We start from the raw sequence: 21,141 nt of genomic DNA, 5'->3' as shown, positions 1-21,141 counted from the left end.
GCATCGTGACTCCCTTTGGTGGGAGAAGGCTTGATGAAGCAGAGCGTCTGTAGAACTGGCGTTTGGTTAGACGGTGCTTCCAGGGAAATCTTATAGGAGGAAAGAAAGTTCGCTGACCGGCGGTATCTAGCGTCGTGGATAGGGATGATCAGATGTCTTGTGCTTTATTGGTACTTTAAAGCTGGTCGCTGGAAAAATCTGTATTGTCGCCTTGATTAATCAAGAGAATCAGAAGAAGCATTATGTATTTTATGAAATACCTATGTTGATAATATTATTGTGTATTTGAATATCATAACGTTCGCGGCGTGTTTACACTGGTAGTTTTTGTTTCATGGTAGGGGCAACCATTGAACCAACATCATTTCATTACCATGAACAACACTTTCAACATCGGTGCCATGGACACCGTCTACCCCTTCATTCCCATGTATCCCAACGGCCAGCCCCAGGGCAACTTCCTGGTCAACGGCCTCACCGCTCCCGTTCTCGTTCCCAAACGGATCGCTTCCTCCCCTACCCGCCACGAATGGTTCGGATACCTCAAGGTCATGGCTCCCGCCACCTGGTTTCTCCACCTTCACGCCCGCTCCTCCATTTCCCTTTCCATCCCCGCCAAGGAGCTGGAACTTGCCACGGAGGCCGGCTCTTCCACGCCTCTCTGCCGCCAGCTTCATTTCGAACAGGGCTATTACTGGTGCCACATCGTCCATCAATACCAGCCTTCCTTGGGGTCGGAAGAGGAGTTCTGCATTGCCTTAATGTGCGACAAGCAAGGAGAGCCCGACCTGGATTATTACCTGCTGGCGGAAAACACGCCTGCCGGCAAGGAAGGAGAAACCGTCCTGACGCTGGTCAACCTGTACCAGGAGGTGGAAGAAGGGGATTCGTCGAGCAGTTCGGCAGGGGGAGGAGATTCGTTTGAGTTTGATCCCAAGCCAAGCAGCAGTTCAAGCTCTTCCTCCTCGAGCAGTTCGTCTTCCAGTTTCCACAGCAGTTCCTTGGTGCCTGAGACTCCAACGTCCTCCAGCAGCGCTCCGTCTTCCAGCTCTTCCTCGAGCAGCTCCAGCAGTTCTTCTTCCAGCAGCTCGTCGTCGAGTTCCTCAAGTAGTTCCAGCTCCAGTTCCTCTTCCAGCAGTAGTTCCAGTTCCCTCTCTTCTTCCTCCAGCGAGCCGGAGGAAGGAGGTTGTCCATGCCCCTGTTCCTGTGATTGCGACGAAGACATCGAACAGTCCGATTGCAGCAAGAACACCTCCCATTTCTTCGGCGGCTATCCGGAAGGGGCTGACGACTGCGAAGGCTTACTGGAAGTAGGAACCGGAGACTCAGGAGGGGGAGGAGGAAATAATTCCCCCGTTCCCCGCACTCTTGCCGAACCTTCCTCCCCATGGCCCATCACTCTGCGCTACAAGCATCCCCTCGAATGGACCGCCTCCTGCAATCCCGCAACCGGACAGATCTCCGTTAAACGGCCCACGGGCAGTTCCATCTCCTTCCAGAGTTCTGACGGCCATGCCGGAGCCTCCGTCTCCGGAAGTTCGCGCAAGTTGAACTACAAGGTTCAGAAGCTGAATGCCGACAAGTCTCCCTGCACCGGCGGCTCTCCCGCCTATCTGGACATGGTCCAGAGCAATGGACGCACCCTGCGCTTCTCGGCAGCCACCGGAAAGGTCGTCTCCCTGGTCTCCGCCTCCGGCGTGGAAACCACGGCGGAAGATTATTCCCGGCAGATGAAGGTGAACCGCCATCCTTCCACGGGAGCTATCGAGAGCATTTGGTCCAAGTCCCAGGGTCTGCTGCAGGCGGTTCCGGAAGGCAGCAAGCTTACCCTGGAATGGTATGCTCCCTGCCAGGTGAGCAAGAATGCGCGCGGCTTTGCCGGCACGGGAACTCCCTACAAGACGGCCGTCTATGAACTGAGCTCCGACCAGGGCGTGCAGGTGATGAACATCACCGAGCAGAGGGAAGGAATGCCTGCCTTCCGGACGCAGCGAAGGACGGAAGGCAACAAGGTGACGACCATCCAGGGAGAGGGAGACGAGCGCACCGTGCGAACGGTAGAGAAAAACGTGCTGCCCGGTTCCAAGTGGGAGCGCATTGAAACTATTCAGGGCATCAACGAGGAAGAGCCTTCTTCCTGCACGCGTACAGTCAAGAAGTACACCGACGGGGGCTGGCTGACCATCAGCCGGACGGAGGGGTACAAGACCTCTCTGGCCAGGACCACCCTCTATACCTATAACGACCAGTTCCGGGTGTCCCTGGAGATCAAGCCCGACGGCGGTTACACGCGCTACGAGTACGACGAGCAGGGGCGGGTCATCTTGCAAGCCACTCCCTGGGCCGGAGGAGGTGAAAAGGGGACACGCACGACTTACGCCGACTTGCGCTTTAACGACTTCAGGCCAGCCACGGAAACTAAGGTGGTCATTGCCGAGAATGGAGAAGAAACCCAACTTCTCAAGCGCACTTACACGTATGAAGACAGTCCGCAGGTCAGCCGCACCACGGTGAAGGAAACCGCACTGGGCTCCGACCAGGTCCACACCAGTGTAGAGGAGACTTATGGAGAAATGGCGGAGTATCCCTACGCCCGGGGCAGGCGGAAGATGAGCCAGGGCGTCAATGGCGTTCAGACGGTCTATTCCTATGAAGCAGCCGCGGAATACGGGGCCGTCCACAAGGAGGCGGAGACCGTGCAGGCCAACGGAAGCATTGTTCCCGGACAAAGCACCCGAAACGTGGAATACATCGCTGAAAACGGCACCACCACTAGGAAAGAACAATACGTTCACACCGGAGAAGGCTGGTCGCTGATTGCCTCGGAGGACTACGAGTACGACGAGGAGCAAAGGCTCATCAAGACGACGAAGGGCAACGGGCGCACCAGCACGACGGAATGGATGTGTTGTGGCCCGTTGAGGGAAACCGACGAAGACGGCATCACCACCAGCTACGGCTACAACACGGCCAAGCAGCTGGTGGAAACCATCCGCTCGGCGACAGAAACCACACCAGAAACGATTACCTCCTACAGCTATGATGCTGCGGGAAGGACGATCGCCGTGCGGCGGGACGTGGGTCCCATGACGACGACGGAAAGCACGGAGTATGACGATCAGGGACGGGTCGTTTCCTCTACGGACATCCTGGGACGGGTCACCAGGAAGGAATACAGTGATGACGGACTCACCACCACCGTCACCACTCCTGCAGGGGCTACCCTGGTCACTCGAACCTACTACGACGGCACAACCACCTTACAAGGAGGAACGGGGCAAAGAGAGATGGAGACCCGGCTGGAACTAACCGAAGAAGGCATTCTGACCACGACCTTGTCCAAGGGAGTTGTGCTGTCGCGGTCTCTGGAAAACGGCTTTGGTCAAACCGTCCGGCAGGAACAGCCCAATACTCTGGGTAGCTTTATCGTTACCAGGAACACTTATAATGACAAAGGGCTACTCGCGCGTTCCCAGACGGAGGACCTTGCCCCTACCGTCACGGACTACAACGAACTGGGGCAAGTCGTAAAGCAAACTGTCCTGCTGGAGGAACTTCATCCCAATGACACTACCAGAAACAGGATATCGGAACACTCCTCCCGCTACCGGCTCCGAGAAGACGGCGTCTACCAGGTGCAGACTTCCACCGCCTACAATGCCGACGGTCTCCCCCTCACCCAGGCCACGGAGAGCCTGGTTTCCGAACTCAGTCCTGTATTGGAAAGCAAGTCGATTTCTCTAGACGTCTATGGTCAGGAAAGTATGCAGTGGACGGAGTACATTGCACCAACCAAGCGCACCCAGTTCAGCCGGATTCCCACTTCAAACATCGTAGCCGAGTCTCTTATTGTCGACGGCTTTACCGTAAGCCAGACCGACCACTCCGGAATCTGTTCCATCCAGCGGCATTCCTGCACCTCTACAGGGGTGATTCTGGAAAAAACCGATGGTCGCGGCAATACCACTATTGAAGAAACGGATCTTGCAGGACGCCCAGTTAAGACTACTGATCCTGCGGGCCATGTCACCACCACCAGCTACTCGTCCTGCTATGACAATCCTGCCTGCATCACCGACGCTTTGGGAGGAACAACCTGTTATTCCTATGACATCCGCGGCAGAAAGACGGCCGAGTACGGCACTGCCACCCAGCCGGCCTGCTTCGCCTACGACGAAGCCGATCGTATGGTCTCCCTGACTACCTTCCGGGCGGATGAGGGAGACATCACTTCCGATCCTTCCAACCGAACCGATGGAGACACCACCACCTGGCTCTACGATCCAGCCACCGGTCTGGAACTGAAAAAAGCCTATGCCGACGGTTCTTGTGTCTCCAAGACCTACGACGAGCTCAACCGTCTGGAGACATTGACCAAGGCTAGAGGGATCGTCACCAGCTATATCTACGCTCCATTGACCGGAGAACTTGTCTCCATTTCTCACAGTGATCAAACCATACCCTGGCTCTATTCTTATAACCATCTAGGTCAAGTGGTCTCTATCTCCGATGCCTCCGGCATCAGGGAATTTTCCTACGATTCCTATGGCCGCATGATCCAGGACACTTCCTTTGGAGGTGTGGAGAGCTGCATCCAGGAACAATACGATGCCTTGGGACGTTCTGAAGGCTACCGCCTGATGCTTGGAACCCGTACCGTGCAGCACTCCCATCTTGACTATGACCAGCAGAGTGGCATGATTGGGATGAATCTGGAAGGTTTAGCATCTTCCTTCACGTGGGAATACGATCCAGCCAGCGGCTTCATCAACTATCTCACCTACCCCAACGGCATGGTCCGCTGCAATACCTACCATTCCACACTGAACCTAGTAACTGCCATCGGTTACAGGAAGGGAGCGGACGGCGAATTGGCAGCCGGCCACGAATACGACTACGACGCTCTGGGGCGTCCCATTCAGCGACGGGACTCCTGGGATGTCGCCACTCCTGCCACGCTAAGAGATTTTACCTATAATGGCCGCAGCGAGCTGGTCGAAGACCGGATCAGCCGGGGAGGAAGCTTTATCTATTCCTACGACAACATCGGCAACCGCAAAACCGCCCGGGAACTGGAAGAAGAAGTATCCTACGATGCCAACTGTCTTAACCAGTACGCGGAGATTGCCGGGAGAGAAGAACATTTTACCCCCGCCTACGACGCCGACGGCAACCAGACCCGCATCATGACCTCAACGGGCATCTGGGAGGTGAGCTACGACGCCAACGACCGCCCCGTGATCTTCACTCAGGAAGACGGAAGAACCGTGATTACCTGCTCCTACGACTACCAGGGAAGGCGCTTCGAGAAGAAGGCCACCGTCAATGGGGCAGTATCCAGCCATTCTTGGTTCCTGTACCGGGACTATTTGCAGGTAGCCGAATTGGATTTGACGCATCCTGAACCCTTGCTGGTAAAGAGTTATTTGTGGGATCCAACGGAACCGACGGCAACGCGCGTCCTGATGATGACATGCTGGCAGGAAAACGGAATGAAAGTAAAAGAGCATCTCTACTTTATGCACGATGCCTTGAAGAACGTCACTTCCATCTTCGACGGTCAGCAGAAACAACAAGCACGCTACGAGTATGCTCCCTTCGGAAGTCCTATCACGGAAGAAGGGGGCATGGCCCGGGAGAACAAGTTCAGGTTTTCCTGCGAGTTCTCGGACGACGAACTGGGGCTTGTCTACTATAATTATCGGCACCTCAATCCCGCAACCGGCAGGTGGATTAACAGAGATCCCATTCAGGAACAGAGTGGATGGAATTTGTATTCTTATATCTATAATTCACCTACAATATCTAATGATATTATTGGATTATACACCGTCTCCTATGAAGTCAATCTAGGGATCATTGGTGCTCCATTTTATGCAAGAGTACAAGGAGAAATACAAACTGATCCCTACTTCAAAGTTTCAGGCGAATTTTATGCAGCTTGGCAGTGGACAATACCAAGCGTTAAAAAAATTGATAAACTTGCCTCCAAATATTTGGGTGTACATGTTGATGCAGGACTTAGGGTAGGAGGCAAAGCTAAAATTTCTCACGATAAATGTAAAAAATTATCTAATATTAAAGTATGTGTATCCGTAGAAGCCTTTGCTGTTGCAGAACACAGACGCAGCGGCTATAGAAATAAATCAACGGGACAGTTTAATCGACAACGTTTTGGTGCAAATGCTTCAGGCTCTGGAGATTTATGTCTTAATTTATGTAATGGTGATATTTCACTTCAGGCAAACATTTCATGGAGCGCCTATATCAATATAGGGGTCTTAGGATTCAATAAGACAATTTCCGCAGGAGGAAACTATAGTTATCCTGAAAAAAATCTTGCAACAGCTTCTTCATTGGCTATACTAAAAAAATACTGTAACTCATGATATTAATCATTAAAAAATAAGATGATTCAAGGACTTAATTTAAATGAAAATCTCATTAATAAAATAAATTACTCGCTTTCCTTTTCGTTAAATAATGGAATCCTATCAGTACAAAGAGTATCCTACGAACCCCTGTGGAGAAAAATAGTTCTTACAGGATTGTTTTTCATCCCTGCCACCGGGTTTTTATTGACAACGTTGTATTGTATTTATGCAATCACTGTAGATACGCAGTACGCGAACAATTGCTCGGAGGCACTTCCCTTTCTGATTCTCATCACTGTTATCTGTTTTACAGCAATACCATCTATAAATACCTTGTATTCCAGCAAGAGTAGCCTGGATAGCTCTCAATACTCCTTTATTGGATTTTTTGTCTCAAAAAGAATTCAATTGGAAAATAGAAAGCCCATTCTTACTCTCGAAATATACGATTCCACAATCGGAGGACTTTTGGAAGGTAAAATCAGAATACCAAGAAAAAGAAAGTTACTGCCTTGGGACATTCACGTTTTTTTGTTTCAGACAATAACATACCCATCTAAAGAAATAGCTTGTAACAATGCTTATATGATAAAAGAATATATTTCTAAAAACTCAAATTCACTATTTGCAGAAATAAAAATTGAAGACTAAAGAATCCATTTCCTTTCCTCTCAAAAAATATAATAAAAAAATTGTATTTCTCATGAAAAAATAAAAAATTATTTAAATACAATCTGACAATTATTTATTTCATCATCCGGCATGCTGTTTGCATGCCGGATGTTTTTTAGGACTACTAATCTCAATAACATCTGTTTTCTATTACTTATCCGTGAACGCACTGCTGTCATATCTGGTCTCTGTAGCTCTATCTGATGCACTGCGGTCTTTTACATGAGACTGGCGAAGATAGAATCCTGAAATTGCAAGACTATAACAGATCCTGTAAAAGTTAAAGGGAACCATTTGCTATATGATATAGCCCAGACACCATCTTGTCCCAAACGTTGAACAACGGCTTCGGGCAGACCGTCGTCCAGCCCCTCCGACGACCGTAGGATTCCTCTACTACCGCAGAGATCATAACGTCGGCACGCAACACGACACGGACAACAGCAGTTCTTCTGTCTCCATGGTGCCTACGTTCTATGAATACAACACCTTTGGTAACGTCACTAGGCAGACTCTTGCTCTGGCAGACTAACCTGCTCCGAAAAACATAATTATGTATTGTGGGAAGTCATTAAGGAAACAACTCCTACCTCTTATAGCTTGACTAGATTTATAATTAAGGTAGTATCTGAAGGGCAAACAACCTTATACCAAATAAATAATATGGGGCAAATAAGCCCGATTCTGGACCTAGAAATACCATCAGGACGATACAAATAATAAACCACAGCATCAATATCTGTAATTTATTGTTATTAATGGTATTAAAAATAATAAATAAATCCGTTAATTTTAATAATATTAAATTATTTTTTGATTATAATATTTATAGTTTTTATATCGATGGCTTCAGGCGCATGGTATAACTGAACATCATTGCTTATATTAATTTCATTATTTATTTTAAATATGTTATGTTTTTTATAAGTATTTATTATATGATGAGGAAAATCAAAATTTGAGTAAATATTATAGCTTGCACTCTTCTATTATTTTCATGATTATAGCATCTTCAATGTGCTGGGTGAAGCCGTGGACGAACGCGGCACGCTTGACTGCTCCGGCATGAAAAGCATTCACCGCAGCGCTCCCCCGCTGGAGGAACAATCCACCAGCACGGAAGTGCTGGAAACGGGCATCAAAGTAATCGATCTTATCTGCCCCTTCCTGAAAGGCGGTAAAATCGGCGCCTTTGGCGGTGCGGGGGTGGGCAAGACCGTGTTTATCATGGAGCTCATCCACAACATTGCCAAGGCGCGCAGCGGCCTCTCCGTCTTTGCCGGGGTGGGGGAACGCACCCGTGAAGGGACGACTTGTACAATGAAATGTTAGAATCCGGCGTGATTAATCTGGAAAAGCCGGAGGAATCCAAGGTGGACCTGGTCATTGATGGTTTTACAGTGAGCCAGACGAACCATGCGGGCATTCATTCCTCGCAGGAACGCTCCTATACCTCTGCAGGCATGATTCTGCATCAGACGGATGCCCAGGACAATGTCACAACGATTGGAACTGACTTAGACGGATGACCAGTCAAAACCACGGATGCAGCCGGCAACGTAACCACCACCAGCTACCTTCCCTGCTGCGATGCTGTGGCTTCCATCACCGATTCCATGGGAGGTACTACTTGCTATTCCTACGACATCCAGGGAAGAAAGATAGCCGAATACGGCACGTCCCTCCAGCCCGCATGCTTCGCCTACGACGAGGCCGATCATATGGTGACCCTGACCACCTTCAGGGTGGACGAAGGGGACATCACCACTGCTCCTTTTGGCCACGCCGACGGGGACACTACCACCTGGCTCTACGACGAGGCCACGGGAATGGAACTGAAGAAAACCTATGCCGACGGCTCCTGCGTTCTCAGAACCTACGACCAGTTCAATCGTCCGGAAACCGTCACCAAGGCCAGAGGCGTTGTCACGACGTACGCCTATGCTCCATTGACAAGAGAATTTGTCTCCGTCTCCCACAGCGACGATACTCCGGGATGGGAGTTCTCCTGCAACCATCTCGGGCAGATGACTTTTATCCGGGACGCCTCCGGCCTCCGGGAACTTTCCCATGACAGTTACGGCAGAATGGTTCGGGACACTTCCTTTGGAACGGTGGAAAGCAGCCTTCAGGAAGACTTCGACACGTTCGGACGTTCCGCCGGCTACCGCCTCATGACCGGGACCCGCACGGTGCAGCACTCCCATCTTGACTACGATCGGAAAGGTGGCATGAATGGGATGAATCTGGATGATTTGGCCTCTTCCTTCACTTGGGAATACGATGAAACCAGCGGCTTCCTCAACCGGCTCACCTACCCCAACGGCATGGTTCGCAGCAACATCTACCATCTCAGGCTCAACCTCGTGGCTTCCATTGGCTATGAGAAGCAGGGAAATGGAGGCATGGTCGCCGGCCGTGAATACCAGTATGATGCCCTGACGCGTCCAGTTCAACGCCGGGACTCCTGGGACGCTGCCATTCCTGCCATGGTAAGAGATTTTACCTCCAACAGCCGCAGTGAATTGACTGGAGATCAACTCAGGGAGAGAGGCATCTACAGCTACCAGTACGACAACATCGGCAACCGCAAGACTGCACGGGAACTGGAGGAAGAAGTATCCTACAATGCCAACCGGCTCAACCAGTACACGGACATTACCAGAAATACGGAACCATTCATTCCCACTTACGATGCAGACGGCAATCAGACCAGAATCAAGACTTCTACCGGCATTTGGAAAGTGAGCTGTGATGCCAATGACCGCCCTGTAATTTTTACCAGCAAAGACGGACGGACTGTCCTTACCTGCGGCTACGACTACCAGGGAAGACGCTTCAGCAAGAAGATCACCGTCAACGGCTTAACAGCCAGCCATTGCTGGTTCCTTTACCGGGGCTATTTGCAGGTGGCCCAACTGGATTTGATGAGCCCTTCTTTCAGGCTTGTGAAAACCTACCTGTGGGATCCGACGGAACCGATGGCCTCGCGTATCCTGATGATGACCAAATGGAAGGATAATAGTACGGGGATAAAGGAACATTTTTGCTTCATGCACGATGCTCTGAAGAACGTCACTTCCATCTTCGACTGTAAGCAGACGCGAAGGGCGCGCTATGAGTATGCTCCCCTTGGAGCCCTAATCACGGCGCAGGCGACAGGGCACAGGAAAACAAGTTCAGGTTTTCCTTCGAGTTCATGGACGACGAGCTTGGCCTGATCTACTACAATTACCGCCACCTGAATCCTACAGACGGCAGATGGATTAACAGGGATCCTATTGATGAACAGGGGGGAGCAAATTTATATGCATTTTCAGGAAATGCTGTGATAAATAAATTAGACTTATTAGGATTAAAGCCTGCTTTGGTGGATGATTATGATAATGAAACAAAATTCTTGAAAGAAGAAGTATCTAAGCATATTTTATGCTGCACTAAGTAAAATTATTAAAAAAGCAAATTTTAAGATGTTAAGTGGCAGGCAAACTGTCGAGCATGGAGGAGCTTTATTTAGAAAAAAACAGCTAATTCCTATTCATATAAAGTAAGTAATCACGAAGCAGAGAGTACAACATATCACCGCCAACCAGAAGTAGCTCCAAAAAATTATTGTGAAGTAGCGATTTGGCATTCTCACAATATCGTATTCAAACACGATGGTATAAATGAAAAAACAGGATTCGTTCTAGACGGAAGGTTGGAAGGCGTATTTGGACCTGGTTCCCTTTTTCCAGAAGATGAACGTACTGGATATGGATTTGTATGGGCTAATGGACATAGAGTTCCTAAAATGGACAATCCTGAAAGTGTCCCTGCATATGTTATTCAAAGTACTCCGAAACCAGCTCGTAAAACTCTCAGAATAAAAAAGTTGGATCAAGATATAAAAACACAATTCTCAGAAGAAGATTTCACAGCTATCTTGGTAGCGCGACAGATCGATGACACCCAATCAAATAAAGAAGCAAATATTGTTATTTTAGATGAACACGGAAAACCTTTACTACCGAAGCCACGTCTTCCGAAATCTGGGAAGACTAGGTACTAATATCTTAATAATATATTTATGTTTAGGTTCTTTTTCGTGGGGGGATGATCACCTGCGAGAGTCTTCTGTAAACTTAGATAATATATTTGTATCTTCTACAGATTCCAGCAGCAAGAGTCTTAACGATAGTGATATACAGATTTTTTACTTGGTGAGTGATCCATGCTGGGGAAATTTGGAAAAAGATAAGAACAACTTGTTGGAAGCAGAATTGCGGAAAATCTATCCTGAACCAGGTTCTCTCTCATGGCTGGAATTTCCCATATCACCGGATTTGCCCAGTAACCCGTATGGCATTAAGACATGGAGGATATGTCGCCAGCGACTCCTGTATCGGCATTATTACCCGTTCACGCATTTCTGGTATGAATACCTAAGTTTAATGCCCTGCTGGATGTACAGTTTGACTGATTATATCAATGCTCCTGAACTGCAAGCCATACAACTATTGCCATGTCTTTTGAAACAGCTTTCAGATACCATGAGTCTATTTCAACATTCACCGAGAAGACTTGGAATGGAGTGGGTAGATATAGGTTCCTTGAATATGCAGGAATACGGAGGAACCCTTTCCATGATCCAATACCAAAATATGCCATGGGTTGCCTTATGTTCATATTTCACCGGCAGAACTGATTTGAAAGACAAATCATGGCTTGTGTGGTGCAGCAAGTATATTAGTCGCGTAGTCAGAAAATATCAGTATTTATATAGATTGATTTATAATACGTCTGAGTTTGCTCATCTTGGGGTATACGAGCAATTATGGATTGCCCATCAATTCAAATCAAATAATGAATTAAAAAATAAAGATAATCATAATTATTTGGCTGATCAGTTTGATTCGAAGCGGTTATGGAATATATTATTCCCGAAAGATTATCCCGACAGCATCCGGATTTTATTTTTGGATTTCCAATATACAGCAGGGTTGTCAATTCGTGGGAAGTATATTTATTACGCCATGATCAAAAATGATAAAATGCACTTGTTCAATGATTTATTTTTTCATAAGACATTGCCGGTTCCAGCAGGTTACGAGCAACTGGAACATCAATATGGGATGCGTAAATTATCTCAACAAGAGTATTGGGAAATGGCTCTTAGTTTGGATGGTGTCACAAGAGGACTTATCATTTCAAATGATCTGTTTTCAAAAATGAAAACCTTGTTTTCCCAATTACGTTTTCAACGGAAAAAAGAAATATCGGATTCCGAACTATTTTATATCCGAATGCCCAATGATCTGGAATGGAAAAAAAGTTCGTCCATTGTGAATGATGAAAATTTGACCAAATTCCAGGATATGATCATGAATATTGCTCTTATTCTGCATTCGGAGTTTTTACATCAATTTGTGTATCCTGTTATATCGGATGAAAAGCCTGAAGTACAATAGATACTTTAAAGTAAAAGTAATGAAGAAATAATGTCTGTGGATAGAGGCGGCAAACCGCATGTGACAAGATCGGGGTTTTTCTTTTACCGGCTCTCCTATCCCAACGCCCTGCTTCGCAGTAATATCTACCATTCCAACTCAATCTTGTGACTGCCATCGGCAACGGTCAGGATGGAATGGTCAAACAATGGCCACATACGAATGCCGGTACAACTCCCTGATGACCCGCTGGAAGAATGCAGAAGGTGAGCTTTTATGATAATGACGTATCCTGTTTTTCGCTGGGAATCAATTCCAGTTGCCCCAGCGTGTCGGGGCGGCCTTTCAGGGCCATGCGCTTGAGGTGTTTGGCGAAGGCGGGACGGCGGTGGTACTTTCCCACAACCTCTCCCGTCGTTTTCAAGCGCAGGAGGTATTTGTACGTGGTGACGCGGATGGCGTCCGGTTTGGCAGCAGCGCACGGGACGGCCCCTATTTCCCGGCATATTTGTTTCCACCGCGCGCCGTGGGTGCGTTCTCCGTGCCGGGTCCATGCCAGGGCGTGGGCTATCTCATGCAGGATGGTGTCACGGATTTCATGGGGGACTTCCAGATTGGCGCGGACAAAGTGGACGGAGAGGGAGATGCTTTTTTCCAGAAGGCGGCATACGCCCAGCCGCCTGCGGGCACGGTCCCAGCCGAATTTCCAGTCATGGAGGCCCAGTTCATCCATTTTCAGCCGGGCGTAGATTTCAATGTCCCGGAAGCTGTCGCGGTTGCCGGATTGGAGGTTCCCGATGGTCATGCTGTGGGGGAAGCATAGCACGGAACGCAAGGAAGGAAATACGGAGAAGGACATCATGACGGAGTTGCCGCGGAGGGTATGGTTTTTTACGGAAACAGCCGTTTTTTTTGCAGGATCGTGGAAAAAGAAAGCGTGCGGAAAGGTTGGAGGGCAGGGCTCCGTAATAGGGGATATCGCCATGAGTTCAGCTTCCGGTACCAAGCCGCAGAGGATTGCGGCCATTGACGCCCTGCGGGGTTTTGACATGTTTTTCCTGACGGGAGGGCTGGCCCTGGTAGTGGCCGGCATTAATCTTTTTTATGACCAGAGCCCCGCATGGCTGTTGAAGCACAGCACGCACGTGAACTGGGAAGGGTTTGCGGCCTGGGACCTGGTGATGCCCCTCTTCCTGTTTATTGTGGGTACGGCCATGCCGTTTTCCTTTTCCAGGCGCATCGGCACGGAACCCATGTGGAAGATTTACCTGAAGGTGGCCAAGCGGGTGGTGGTGCTGTTTTTGCTGGGCATGGTGGTGCAGGGCAACCTGTTGAGTTTTGAACCGTCCAAAATGTCCTTGTACTGCAATACGCTCCAGGCCATCGCCTCCGGCTACCTGATAGCGGCCGTCTGCCTGCTTCATCTGTCCATCCGGTGGCAGGTGGTGGTCACGGGGCTGCTGCTGGCCGTTTACTGGCTGGTCATGAAGTTTGTTCCCTTTTCCGACCCCGTAGTGGGTTCATGTCCGGCGGGGATGCTGGAACCGGGGCGTAACCTGGCCCTGCTGCTGGACAAGTACCTGATGGGGGACTGGCAGGATGGAACGAATTATGCGTGGATTCTGGCCCAGTTCGGCTTTGGGGCCATGACCATGCTCGGGCTGCTGGGCGGCCAGATATTGAAACGGGTGGAGGGGCACGGGAAAAAACTGCTCTGGCTTCTGGGTTCAGGCGCGGGGTGCCTGGCTCTGGGATATGTCTGGAGCCTGGATTTTCCGATCATCAAGCATCTGTTTACCAGCTCCATGGTGCTGTGGGCGGCGGGCTGGTGCTATTTCCTGCTGGCCCTGTTCTACCTGCTGACGGACGTGCTGAAGCTGAACTGGCTGACGTTCTTTTTCTCCGTGATCGGGAGCAACGCCATTTTCGTCTACATCTGGGCGGAGTTGTGCCCCCCCACGCGCAATTTCTCCCGCGTGCTGTTCACCGGGTTCAGCGAGTGCTTCGGGGATGCGAACCGGTTTGTCTTTTATTTGTGCAATTACGCCCTGATTTGGGGTGTGCTGTATTACATGTACAAAAACCGGACCTTCATCAAGGTCTAGGCTTGTTTTCAGCACTCCGTTCATAGTAGGGTCTTTCGCATGCGGACGGCGTTGCTGCGGGAACGTTCTCCGCAGGACCGGCATGCCCGCGCCGGGCGTTCATCATGAGCCGGTCCTTTCTGGAAGCCATGGAGATTCCCTTCAACCAACCTCACAAACACGGTCCCGAACTGGATTATATCCGGGACGCCATCCAGCGTGCCCATTTATGCGGAGACGGCTATTATACGAAAAAATGCCATGAACTGCTCGTGGAGCGCACCGGAGCCGGGAAGGCCCTGCTGGTCCATTCCGGAACCGCGGCTCTGGAAATGGCCGCCCTGCTGATCGGCTGCCAGCCGGGGGACGAGATTATCATGCCTTCCTACACGTTCGTTTCCACGGCGAACGCGTTCGTCCTGCGCGGCGCCGTTCCCGTTTTCGTGGACATCAGGCCGGATACCCAGAACATTGATGAGACACTGATTGAAGCGGCCATTACGGACCGCACCCGCGCCATCTGCGTGGTTCATTACGCGGGAGTGGCGTGCGATATGGACGCCGTCATGGATATAGCCCGGCGGCACCGCCTGTACGTGATTGAAGATGCGGCCCAGGGCGTAGGTTCCTGCTATAAGGGGCGCAGGCTCGGTTCCATCGGCCATTTGGGGTGCTACAGCTTCCATGAGACCAAGAATGTTATTTCAGGTGAAGGGGGCGCCCTGCTGGTGAATGATCCGGAATTGATGGAACGTGCGGAGATTATCCGGGAAAAAGGGACCAACCGGGCCAAGTTTTTCCGCGGGCAGGTGGACAAGTACACCTGGGTGGACGTAGGCTCTTCCTATCTTCCCGGGGAAATGACGGCCGCCTATCTGTACGCCCAGCTTGAACACGGGCAGGAGATCAACGGGGAAAGGCTGAAGTGGTGGAACATGTACCACCGCGCGCTGGAACCTCTGGAAAAACGGGGCGTCCTGCGGCGTCCGTGCGTTCCGGAACACTGCTCGCACAACGCGCACATGTATTACATCCTGCTCAATTCTCTCGAGGAGCGCACCAGCCTGATTGGCAAGCTGGCGGAATGCGGAATCAAGGCCGTGTTCCATTACATTCCCCTTCATTCCTCCCCCGCCGGGGTGAGGTTCGGGCGTTGTGCCGGACCCATGCCGCATACGGACCGCACCAGTGAAACGCTGCTGAGGCTTCCCCTGTATTATGACCTGGGGGAAGAGGGCTGCCGGGAAGTGTTGCGGGCCGGGTTTGGCCTGGAAGAGATTGAAGCATGATGAAGATTCACCTGGTTAACGTGTCCGATGTGGACGAGTCCATGCGCATGCAGCTCCGCATGTGGCGCAATTCCGACGCGGTCAGCCCTTTTTTTCTGCTGGACCAGGTAACGGAGGACCAGCACGGGGCATGGCTGGAAAGGAATATCCGCGGGGATGATGCCCTTGCCTGCGTGATTTACGCGGACCGGATCCCGCTGGGGCTGGTGTACCTGCCGTGGTTTGACCGCGCCGCGCGCCGCGGGGAGATAGGCATTTACCTGTATGACCGGGGATTCAGGGAACTGCGTCCGGCTTCCGCCGCGTATGCGCGGATGATGGAGCTGGCCGCGGAGGAACTGGGGCTGGAAAAGCTGTGCGCCCGGATTCTGGATGACAACGCCGCGTCCATCCGCTTTCATGAGCGCATGGGGTTTGCCCATGCTCCGGAAGAGGATGGGGAATGCTGGAAAAACGGAGAGAAAAAACGCGTTCTGATGTACGTAAAAACGTTATGACTGATCCACAGGTTCAACTGTCCATCGTGGCTACCGTGTACTGCACGGGCTCCTATCTGGCGGAGTTCTGTTCCCGCAGCTTCGCCGCCGCGCTTGAGGCGGGTTACGATCCCTCCCGCACGGAGATAGTACTGGTCAATGACGGCTGCCCGCGGGGAGGACTGGAAGAAGCCCTGAAGGAACGGGAGAAGGATAGCCGCGTGCGCGTGGTGGATTTGTCCCGTAACTTTGGCCACCATCTGGCCATGTACGTGGCGTGCGAGGAAGCGCGTGGAGAACGCGTGTTCCTGATTGACAGTGATTTGGAGGAAGCTCCCGAATGGCTGGGGGATTTTTCCCGGGAAATGGTCGGCACCGGTGCGGATGTAGTTTACGGCGTGCAGGAGAAGAGGAAGGGCGGCTTGTTTGAAGCCGTCTCCGGAGAGTTGTTTTATACGGTGTTCAACCTGCTTTCCGACCAGCAGATTACAAAGAACATGGTCACGGCGCGGCTGATGAGCGCGCGTTTCCTGCGGGAAATGCTGAAGTTCCAGGACCGGGAACCGTTCTTTTTCGGCCTGTGCGTTTCCGCCGGCTTCCGGCAGGTGCCGTGCATGGTGAAGAAGGCCTCCACCTCCCCCACCACGTATACGTTCCGCAAGAAGATGGCGCTGGCGGTGAATTCCGTGGTCTCCTACAGCGCCAGGCCGCTGGTGTACATTTCGTACTTCGGCATGGGGGTGACGCTGGTGGCCATGCTGTACGTCGCGTGGGTGCTTGTCCGTCAGTTCCTTTATAACGTGGCCCCTCCGGGGTGGGCCTCCTCCGTGGCCTCCATCTGGCTGGTGGGCGGGTTGATCCTGATGTGCCTGGGGGTCATCGGCATTTATATCTCCAAGATTTACAATGAAACCAAGCACAGGCCCGCCGTGGTAGTGGCGCGCCGGTATGAGTGAGTTTCTCCCGGCTCTTTTCCCCTATGATCAACTACCTTGTCCTTCACCTTCTGTTCGTCGTTTACGCCCTGAATACCGTCCTGGGGCGCATGGCGGCCCCCTATGGCTGGACGGACTGGCGCAAGTACGCTTTTCTGGCCGGCGTGCTTTTCCTGCTGGGCATTTATGCGGCGGGGTGGCAGGTGATGCTGAAAAAATTCAATCTGGGCGTGGCTTACGCCAACCGTTCCGCCGTCGTCCTCTGGGGCATCCTGCTGGCGTGGCTCTGCCTGGGGGAAGCCCTCTCCTGGACACTGGCGGCAGGGGCGGTGTTGATCATCGGCGGCATTATTCTGGTTTCCACGGAGGAGGATGCGCATGAATGAGGAATTCTACATCGGCCTGAACCTGTTTTCCGTTTTCCTGGCGTCGTGCACGCAGGTGATTCTGAAAAAATCCGCCATGAACGAACGGCTGACGGGCATTTCCTACTTCGTGAATCCGGCCACCGTGACGGCCTATTCCATTTTCCTGGGCTGCTGCCTTCTGACGTTTTACTGCCTGTCCCACCTGCCGATGATTACGGTGAACGTGCTGGAGTGTTCCGCGTACGTGTACATCCTTTTCTTTGACCGGATTTTTTTCGGCAAGCCGATTACCTGGCGCAAGATAGGGGGAAACCTGATGATTATTGCGGGCATCATTATCTGCCTGAACCGCTGAGGCGGGTGTAATGGCCTTTTGACTTTCCCGCCGTGTGCGCCGGGATCGGCTCTTGACTTTCATTTTCCCCGTTTCTAGTATGCGGGCCCGGACAGGGAGAATAGCCCCCAAAGTCAGGGAATTTGCTTATGTTGAAACAGGTTTGGAGATGGACATCGCTTTTTCCGCTGCTCCATCCCGTATGGTTCAACCTCCTGCTGCTGGTACTGGCCTGGAGCATTGTGGGCGTGGCGTACCAATCCAATGATGATCTGGTGATTGCGTCCGTGCTTGACGGCTGGGGCGATCCTTCCTACGCGGATGCCCACGTCATTTTCGTCAATCCCCTGCTGACCGGGCTGCTGCTGAAAGCGGCCCCCGTGCTGGGCGGCCTGTCCGTTTGGCCCGTGTTTCTGGCGTTTGCCACGCTGTCCAGCGGCGCGGGCATTTTCACGATGTTGACGGCGCATGCCCGCAAGGCGCGCAAGTATGATTTCAATACGCTGGTCCTGCTGCTGGTGTGGCTGCTGATCATGCCCGGGTTTTACGCCGCCCTTCAATTCAGCCATGCCGCTTTTCTGGTAGGGTTCACCGGGGTGCTGATGTGCCTGAAATACGGTGTCTCCTCATGGAGGAAGCTATGCCTGGGGGGCTTCCTGTGCGTGCTGGGCAGCATGATCCGGCTGGACGCCGCCCTGGTGTGCGACGCCTTCTGGGGAGCCATCCTGCTGGCGGGAAGCCTGGACGGGTTTAAACCGTCCCGGGAGAAGTTGCTTGCCCGCGGGCGTCTCTGGCTTGCGCTGGCCTGCGTGCTGGCCGTCTCCTTCGGGCTGAATGAGTATAACAAGTACGCCCACCGGAATGTGCTGGAGGGGTGTGACGTGGCGGCATGGAACCAGGCCCGCGCGCAGCTCTCGGATACATGCCCCATCAGGCAGGAGAGCGAGTACCAGTGCGAGAAGTACGGCGTGTTTGCCAATGATATCAAAATGGTGCGGATGTTCACCAACTGCGATATGGGGGTGTTCAATACGGATTATCTGGAAAGGCTCCTGCTGGCGCGGGACGGCGCTGAATTCTGGCCCAGGATGTGGGCCCGTGCGGAAAAGGCCCTTCATCTGTTTTCCTGGAATTCCATCATGGACCTCCTTCCGTGCTGGATTCTGTTCGGCCTGGCCTGCCGCGTGTCTTTCCGGCGCGGGGATGCTCCTGCGCTGCGGTGGTGCGTGGGCGGCCTGCTGGTGCTGATCCTGATGTACATGTCCAGCATAGACCGCCTGTATTTCCGCGTGGTGTATCCCACCTTCCTGATTGCGGGGCTGTGCCTGCTGTGGTCTGAGAAGTACCGCCCCATCCGCGTCAAGTGGACGGGGCGCGGGGCTCTGGCGGGCGGCGTTCCCATGTTCTGCGCGTTTGCCGTCTCCCTGTCACAGGCGTGCGCCGCCGTGTGGGAGGCCAACCTGGAATCCTTTTCCCCGGATGCAGGGCGTTTGCTGTGTGAGCGGGTGGACCGTGAACCGGACTCCCTGTTCTGCGTCCAGATGTCCGGAGGCACCATTGATGACCTGGCTCCGGGGCAGTCCGTCTTCCGCAAGGCATGGAGCTGTTCCCGGAAGAACGTCGTGACGCTGGGCGGCTGGAATTTCCCCTTGAAGCCCGTGCAGCGGAAGCTGAAGGAAATGGGCTGGGAGGGCCAGTCTTCCCTGAACCTGTGCAGGGATAACGTTTACATCGTCTGCCTGACTCCGCAGGGAGACGATTCCGACATGGACAGCAAGTTCATGAGGATGCTCAGCCGCCATATCTGGGAGCAGCACGGCATACGTACGGCGTGGCATCTGGATGAAAACATCCATGGGCTGCGGGTTTACCGCCTGCGCAAGACGTGGTTCCAGCCCGGCAGGTAGGAGCCGCCTTTTTCCCGGCAATCACGCCGTTCCATAAAACAGCATCCCCGGTGCGCACGGCACACCGGGGATGGAAAGGAACATCGCTATTCAGGTTCCGTTAAAAACGCGGGCCGCGTCTGTTGTTCGTGCGTTCTTCCCGGAGTTTTGCCTGTTCCGCCGGGGTAAGGAGCAGGAATTCCAAGTCACGGATGGCGCGCTGCTTTTCCGCGGGGTCCTTGATGCCGGAAATCAGGCTCTTCATCTTTTCAAGAGCCGCCACCTGGTCGCCGAGCTCAAAGCAGGCTTTTTCCCGTTCCCACTGTCTCTTGATCAGGAAATTGTTTTTTTCCACTTCCGCCGTTTTTTTGTCGCTGGCGGAATTGTTCTGCAGCAGGGTGGCTTCCAGGCCAATGCGCTTGTTCCAGAGCTTCCGGAAGTTTTCCACATCCTTCTTCTCCTTGTAGGGGGCCAGCAGCACGCGGTCAAAAATGGTGTTGAGGTCCATCATGTTGTCCGGGAGCGTTTCCGAGCGGTAGTCGCTGATGTTCAGATAGGAACGGATCACCTCGCTGGCTCCGCCCACCATGGGGAGCTGTTCGCCCACATCCTTGGCGTTGGCGGCCATCTCATCCAGCATGGACAGGACGCTGGGTGAAACGTTGAATTCACGTTCGTTCTTCTCCGCATCCGCCTTTTTCAGACACAGGAGCATCCATTTGCACTGCATCTGAAGGGCCTTTTTAAAACCGGGGGCCACGTTGTTCCCCGTATTCTGCTTGCGCCAGTTGGAAAAGGCGGTGCTGGGGCTGTCGGGCTTGCTGTTGCCGCCGTTGTTGCCTCCCCTGCCTCCGGAACCCGGCATGCGCATCATCCGGAAGCCCCCGCCGCCGCCCCGGTTCAGCATGTGGGACATCATGCTGGTGGGGTTCAGGAAGCGGTCCTTCATGGCGTCCACGTAAAGTTTCATGGCGGCGTTTTCCGTGCTGATGGCCGTGGTGAGGGCGGACACGGCCTTCTGGATACGGGCGGAGCTGGTGTTCAGGTAGCCTGCTTTGACTTCCTTAAGCCACTCGGAGGCTTCCTTCCTTGCGGAGTCGGTAAGCATTTCCTGGGCCTGGCAGAAGCCGGAGCCCAGAATGAGGAGCATCAGCGCGGAAAGCGCCGGACGTTTGCGGAACGGGGTTAAATGTATCATGACGGTATGAGGTTACAGGGTATTTTTACAAACCCCTCCCGCGAAGAAAAGTTGCAGCTTTTCTTCAAAAAAAGGAACGGACATATTGTTGCGGGG

16 protein-coding genes and 1 pseudogene are annotated in these 21,141 nt (G+C 52.3%); 15 read left to right on the top strand and 2 right to left on the bottom strand.

What is annotated here, in order from left to right:
- The first annotated feature begins 374 nt into the window (after positions 1–374).
- From ABGM91_RS02810 to ABGM91_RS02775, 8 genes and pseudogenes are all read left to right on the top strand, one after another.
- Positions 375–6,389 (top strand): RHS repeat-associated core domain-containing protein, encoded by a 6,015-nt coding sequence (locus ABGM91_RS02810; protein WP_354833511.1) that lies wholly within the window; start codon positions 375–377, stop codon positions 6,387–6,389.
- Positions 6,390–6,410: 21 nt separating this feature from the next.
- Positions 6,411–7,025, top strand: a complete 615-nt coding sequence (locus ABGM91_RS02805; RefSeq protein WP_354833509.1) for a hypothetical protein — start codon at positions 6,411–6,413, stop codon at positions 7,023–7,025.
- 1,029 nt (positions 7,026–8,054) lie between these two features.
- Positions 8,055–8,395: pseudogene (locus ABGM91_RS02800) on the top strand (F0F1 ATP synthase subunit beta); the annotation flags it as partial.
- A complete protein-coding gene (locus ABGM91_RS02795; protein WP_354834882.1) occupies positions 8,372–8,575 on the top strand; it encodes a hypothetical protein in 204 nt (67 codons plus the stop codon). The pseudogene ABGM91_RS02800 and the gene ABGM91_RS02795, both read left to right, overlap by 24 nt.
- 87 nt (positions 8,576–8,662) lie before the next feature.
- Positions 8,663–10,267: a hypothetical protein gene (locus ABGM91_RS02790; RefSeq protein ID WP_354833507.1), complete on the top strand. Its 1,605-nt coding sequence runs from the start codon at positions 8,663–8,665 to the stop codon at positions 10,265–10,267.
- Positions 10,246–10,491 carry an RHS repeat-associated core domain-containing protein gene (locus ABGM91_RS02785; protein WP_354833505.1) on the top strand — a complete coding sequence of 82 codons (246 nt, stop codon included), beginning with the start codon at positions 10,246–10,248 and terminating at the stop codon, positions 10,489–10,491. The genes ABGM91_RS02790 and ABGM91_RS02785 overlap by 22 nt, the downstream gene beginning before the upstream one ends.
- A gap of 255 nt (positions 10,492–10,746) precedes the next feature.
- Positions 10,747–11,097, top strand: a complete 351-nt coding sequence (locus ABGM91_RS02780; protein ID WP_354833503.1) for a hypothetical protein — start codon at positions 10,747–10,749, stop codon at positions 11,095–11,097.
- 151 nt (positions 11,098–11,248) lie between these two features.
- On the top strand, positions 11,249–12,496 hold the full coding sequence (locus ABGM91_RS02775; RefSeq protein WP_354833501.1) for a hypothetical protein: 1,248 nt from the start codon (positions 11,249–11,251) through the stop codon (positions 12,494–12,496).
- A gap of 253 nt (positions 12,497–12,749) precedes the next feature.
- On the opposite strand, the gene ABGM91_RS02770 is transcribed toward ABGM91_RS02775, so the two are convergent.
- A complete protein-coding gene (locus ABGM91_RS02770; RefSeq protein WP_354833499.1) occupies positions 12,750–13,280 on the bottom strand; it encodes a SprT-like domain-containing protein in 531 nt (176 codons plus the stop codon).
- A gap of 178 nt (positions 13,281–13,458) precedes the next feature.
- On the opposite strand from ABGM91_RS02770, the gene ABGM91_RS02765 reads away from it, so the two are divergent.
- The 7 genes from ABGM91_RS02765 to ABGM91_RS02735 all read left to right on the top strand — a co-directional run bounded on the left by ABGM91_RS02765 (position 13,459) and on the right by ABGM91_RS02735 (position 19,868).
- Entirely contained in the window at positions 13,459–14,580 is a 1,122-nt protein-coding gene (locus ABGM91_RS02765; RefSeq protein ID WP_354833497.1) for a DUF5009 domain-containing protein, read from the top strand.
- A 128-nt stretch (positions 14,581–14,708) separates the two neighbouring features.
- Complete coding sequence (gene rffA, locus ABGM91_RS02760) at positions 14,709–15,848, top strand: dTDP-4-amino-4,6-dideoxygalactose transaminase (RefSeq protein WP_354834785.1); 1,140 nt, start codon at positions 14,709–14,711, stop codon at positions 15,846–15,848.
- Positions 15,845–16,345: a GNAT family N-acetyltransferase gene (locus ABGM91_RS02755; RefSeq protein WP_354833495.1), complete on the top strand. Its 501-nt coding sequence runs from the start codon at positions 15,845–15,847 to the stop codon at positions 16,343–16,345. The genes rffA and ABGM91_RS02755 overlap by 4 nt, the downstream gene beginning before the upstream one ends.
- Positions 16,342–17,280 carry a glycosyltransferase family 2 protein gene (locus ABGM91_RS02750; protein WP_354833493.1) on the top strand — a complete coding sequence of 313 codons (939 nt, stop codon included), beginning with the start codon at positions 16,342–16,344 and terminating at the stop codon, positions 17,278–17,280. The genes ABGM91_RS02755 and ABGM91_RS02750 overlap by 4 nt, the downstream gene beginning before the upstream one ends.
- A gap of 23 nt (positions 17,281–17,303) precedes the next feature.
- A complete protein-coding gene (locus ABGM91_RS02745) occupies positions 17,304–17,645 on the top strand; it encodes an EamA family transporter (RefSeq protein ID WP_215427326.1) in 342 nt (113 codons plus the stop codon).
- The gene (locus ABGM91_RS02740; protein WP_215427324.1) at positions 17,638–17,982 is read left to right on the top strand and encodes an EamA family transporter; all 345 of its coding nucleotides are present in this window, start codon (positions 17,638–17,640) and stop codon (positions 17,980–17,982) included. Before ABGM91_RS02745 ends, ABGM91_RS02740 begins: the two co-directional genes overlap by 8 nt.
- 128 nt (positions 17,983–18,110) lie before the next feature.
- On the top strand, positions 18,111–19,868 hold the full coding sequence (locus ABGM91_RS02735; protein ID WP_354833490.1) for a hypothetical protein: 1,758 nt from the start codon (positions 18,111–18,113) through the stop codon (positions 19,866–19,868).
- A 100-nt stretch (positions 19,869–19,968) separates the two neighbouring features.
- On the opposite strand, the gene ABGM91_RS02730 is transcribed toward ABGM91_RS02735, so the two are convergent.
- Complete coding sequence (locus tag ABGM91_RS02730; RefSeq protein ID WP_354833488.1) at positions 19,969–21,045, bottom strand: hypothetical protein; 1,077 nt, start codon at positions 21,043–21,045, stop codon at positions 19,969–19,971.
- Between the last annotated feature and the right edge of the window lie 96 nt (positions 21,046–21,141).

The organism is Akkermansia muciniphila (genome assembly GCF_040616545.1).
Taxonomy (GTDB): Bacteria; Verrucomicrobiota; Verrucomicrobiia; order Verrucomicrobiales; family Akkermansiaceae; genus Akkermansia; species Akkermansia muciniphila_E.
Note: the sequence above shows the minus strand (reverse complement) of the source record. Positions and strands in the feature narration are given on the sequence as shown.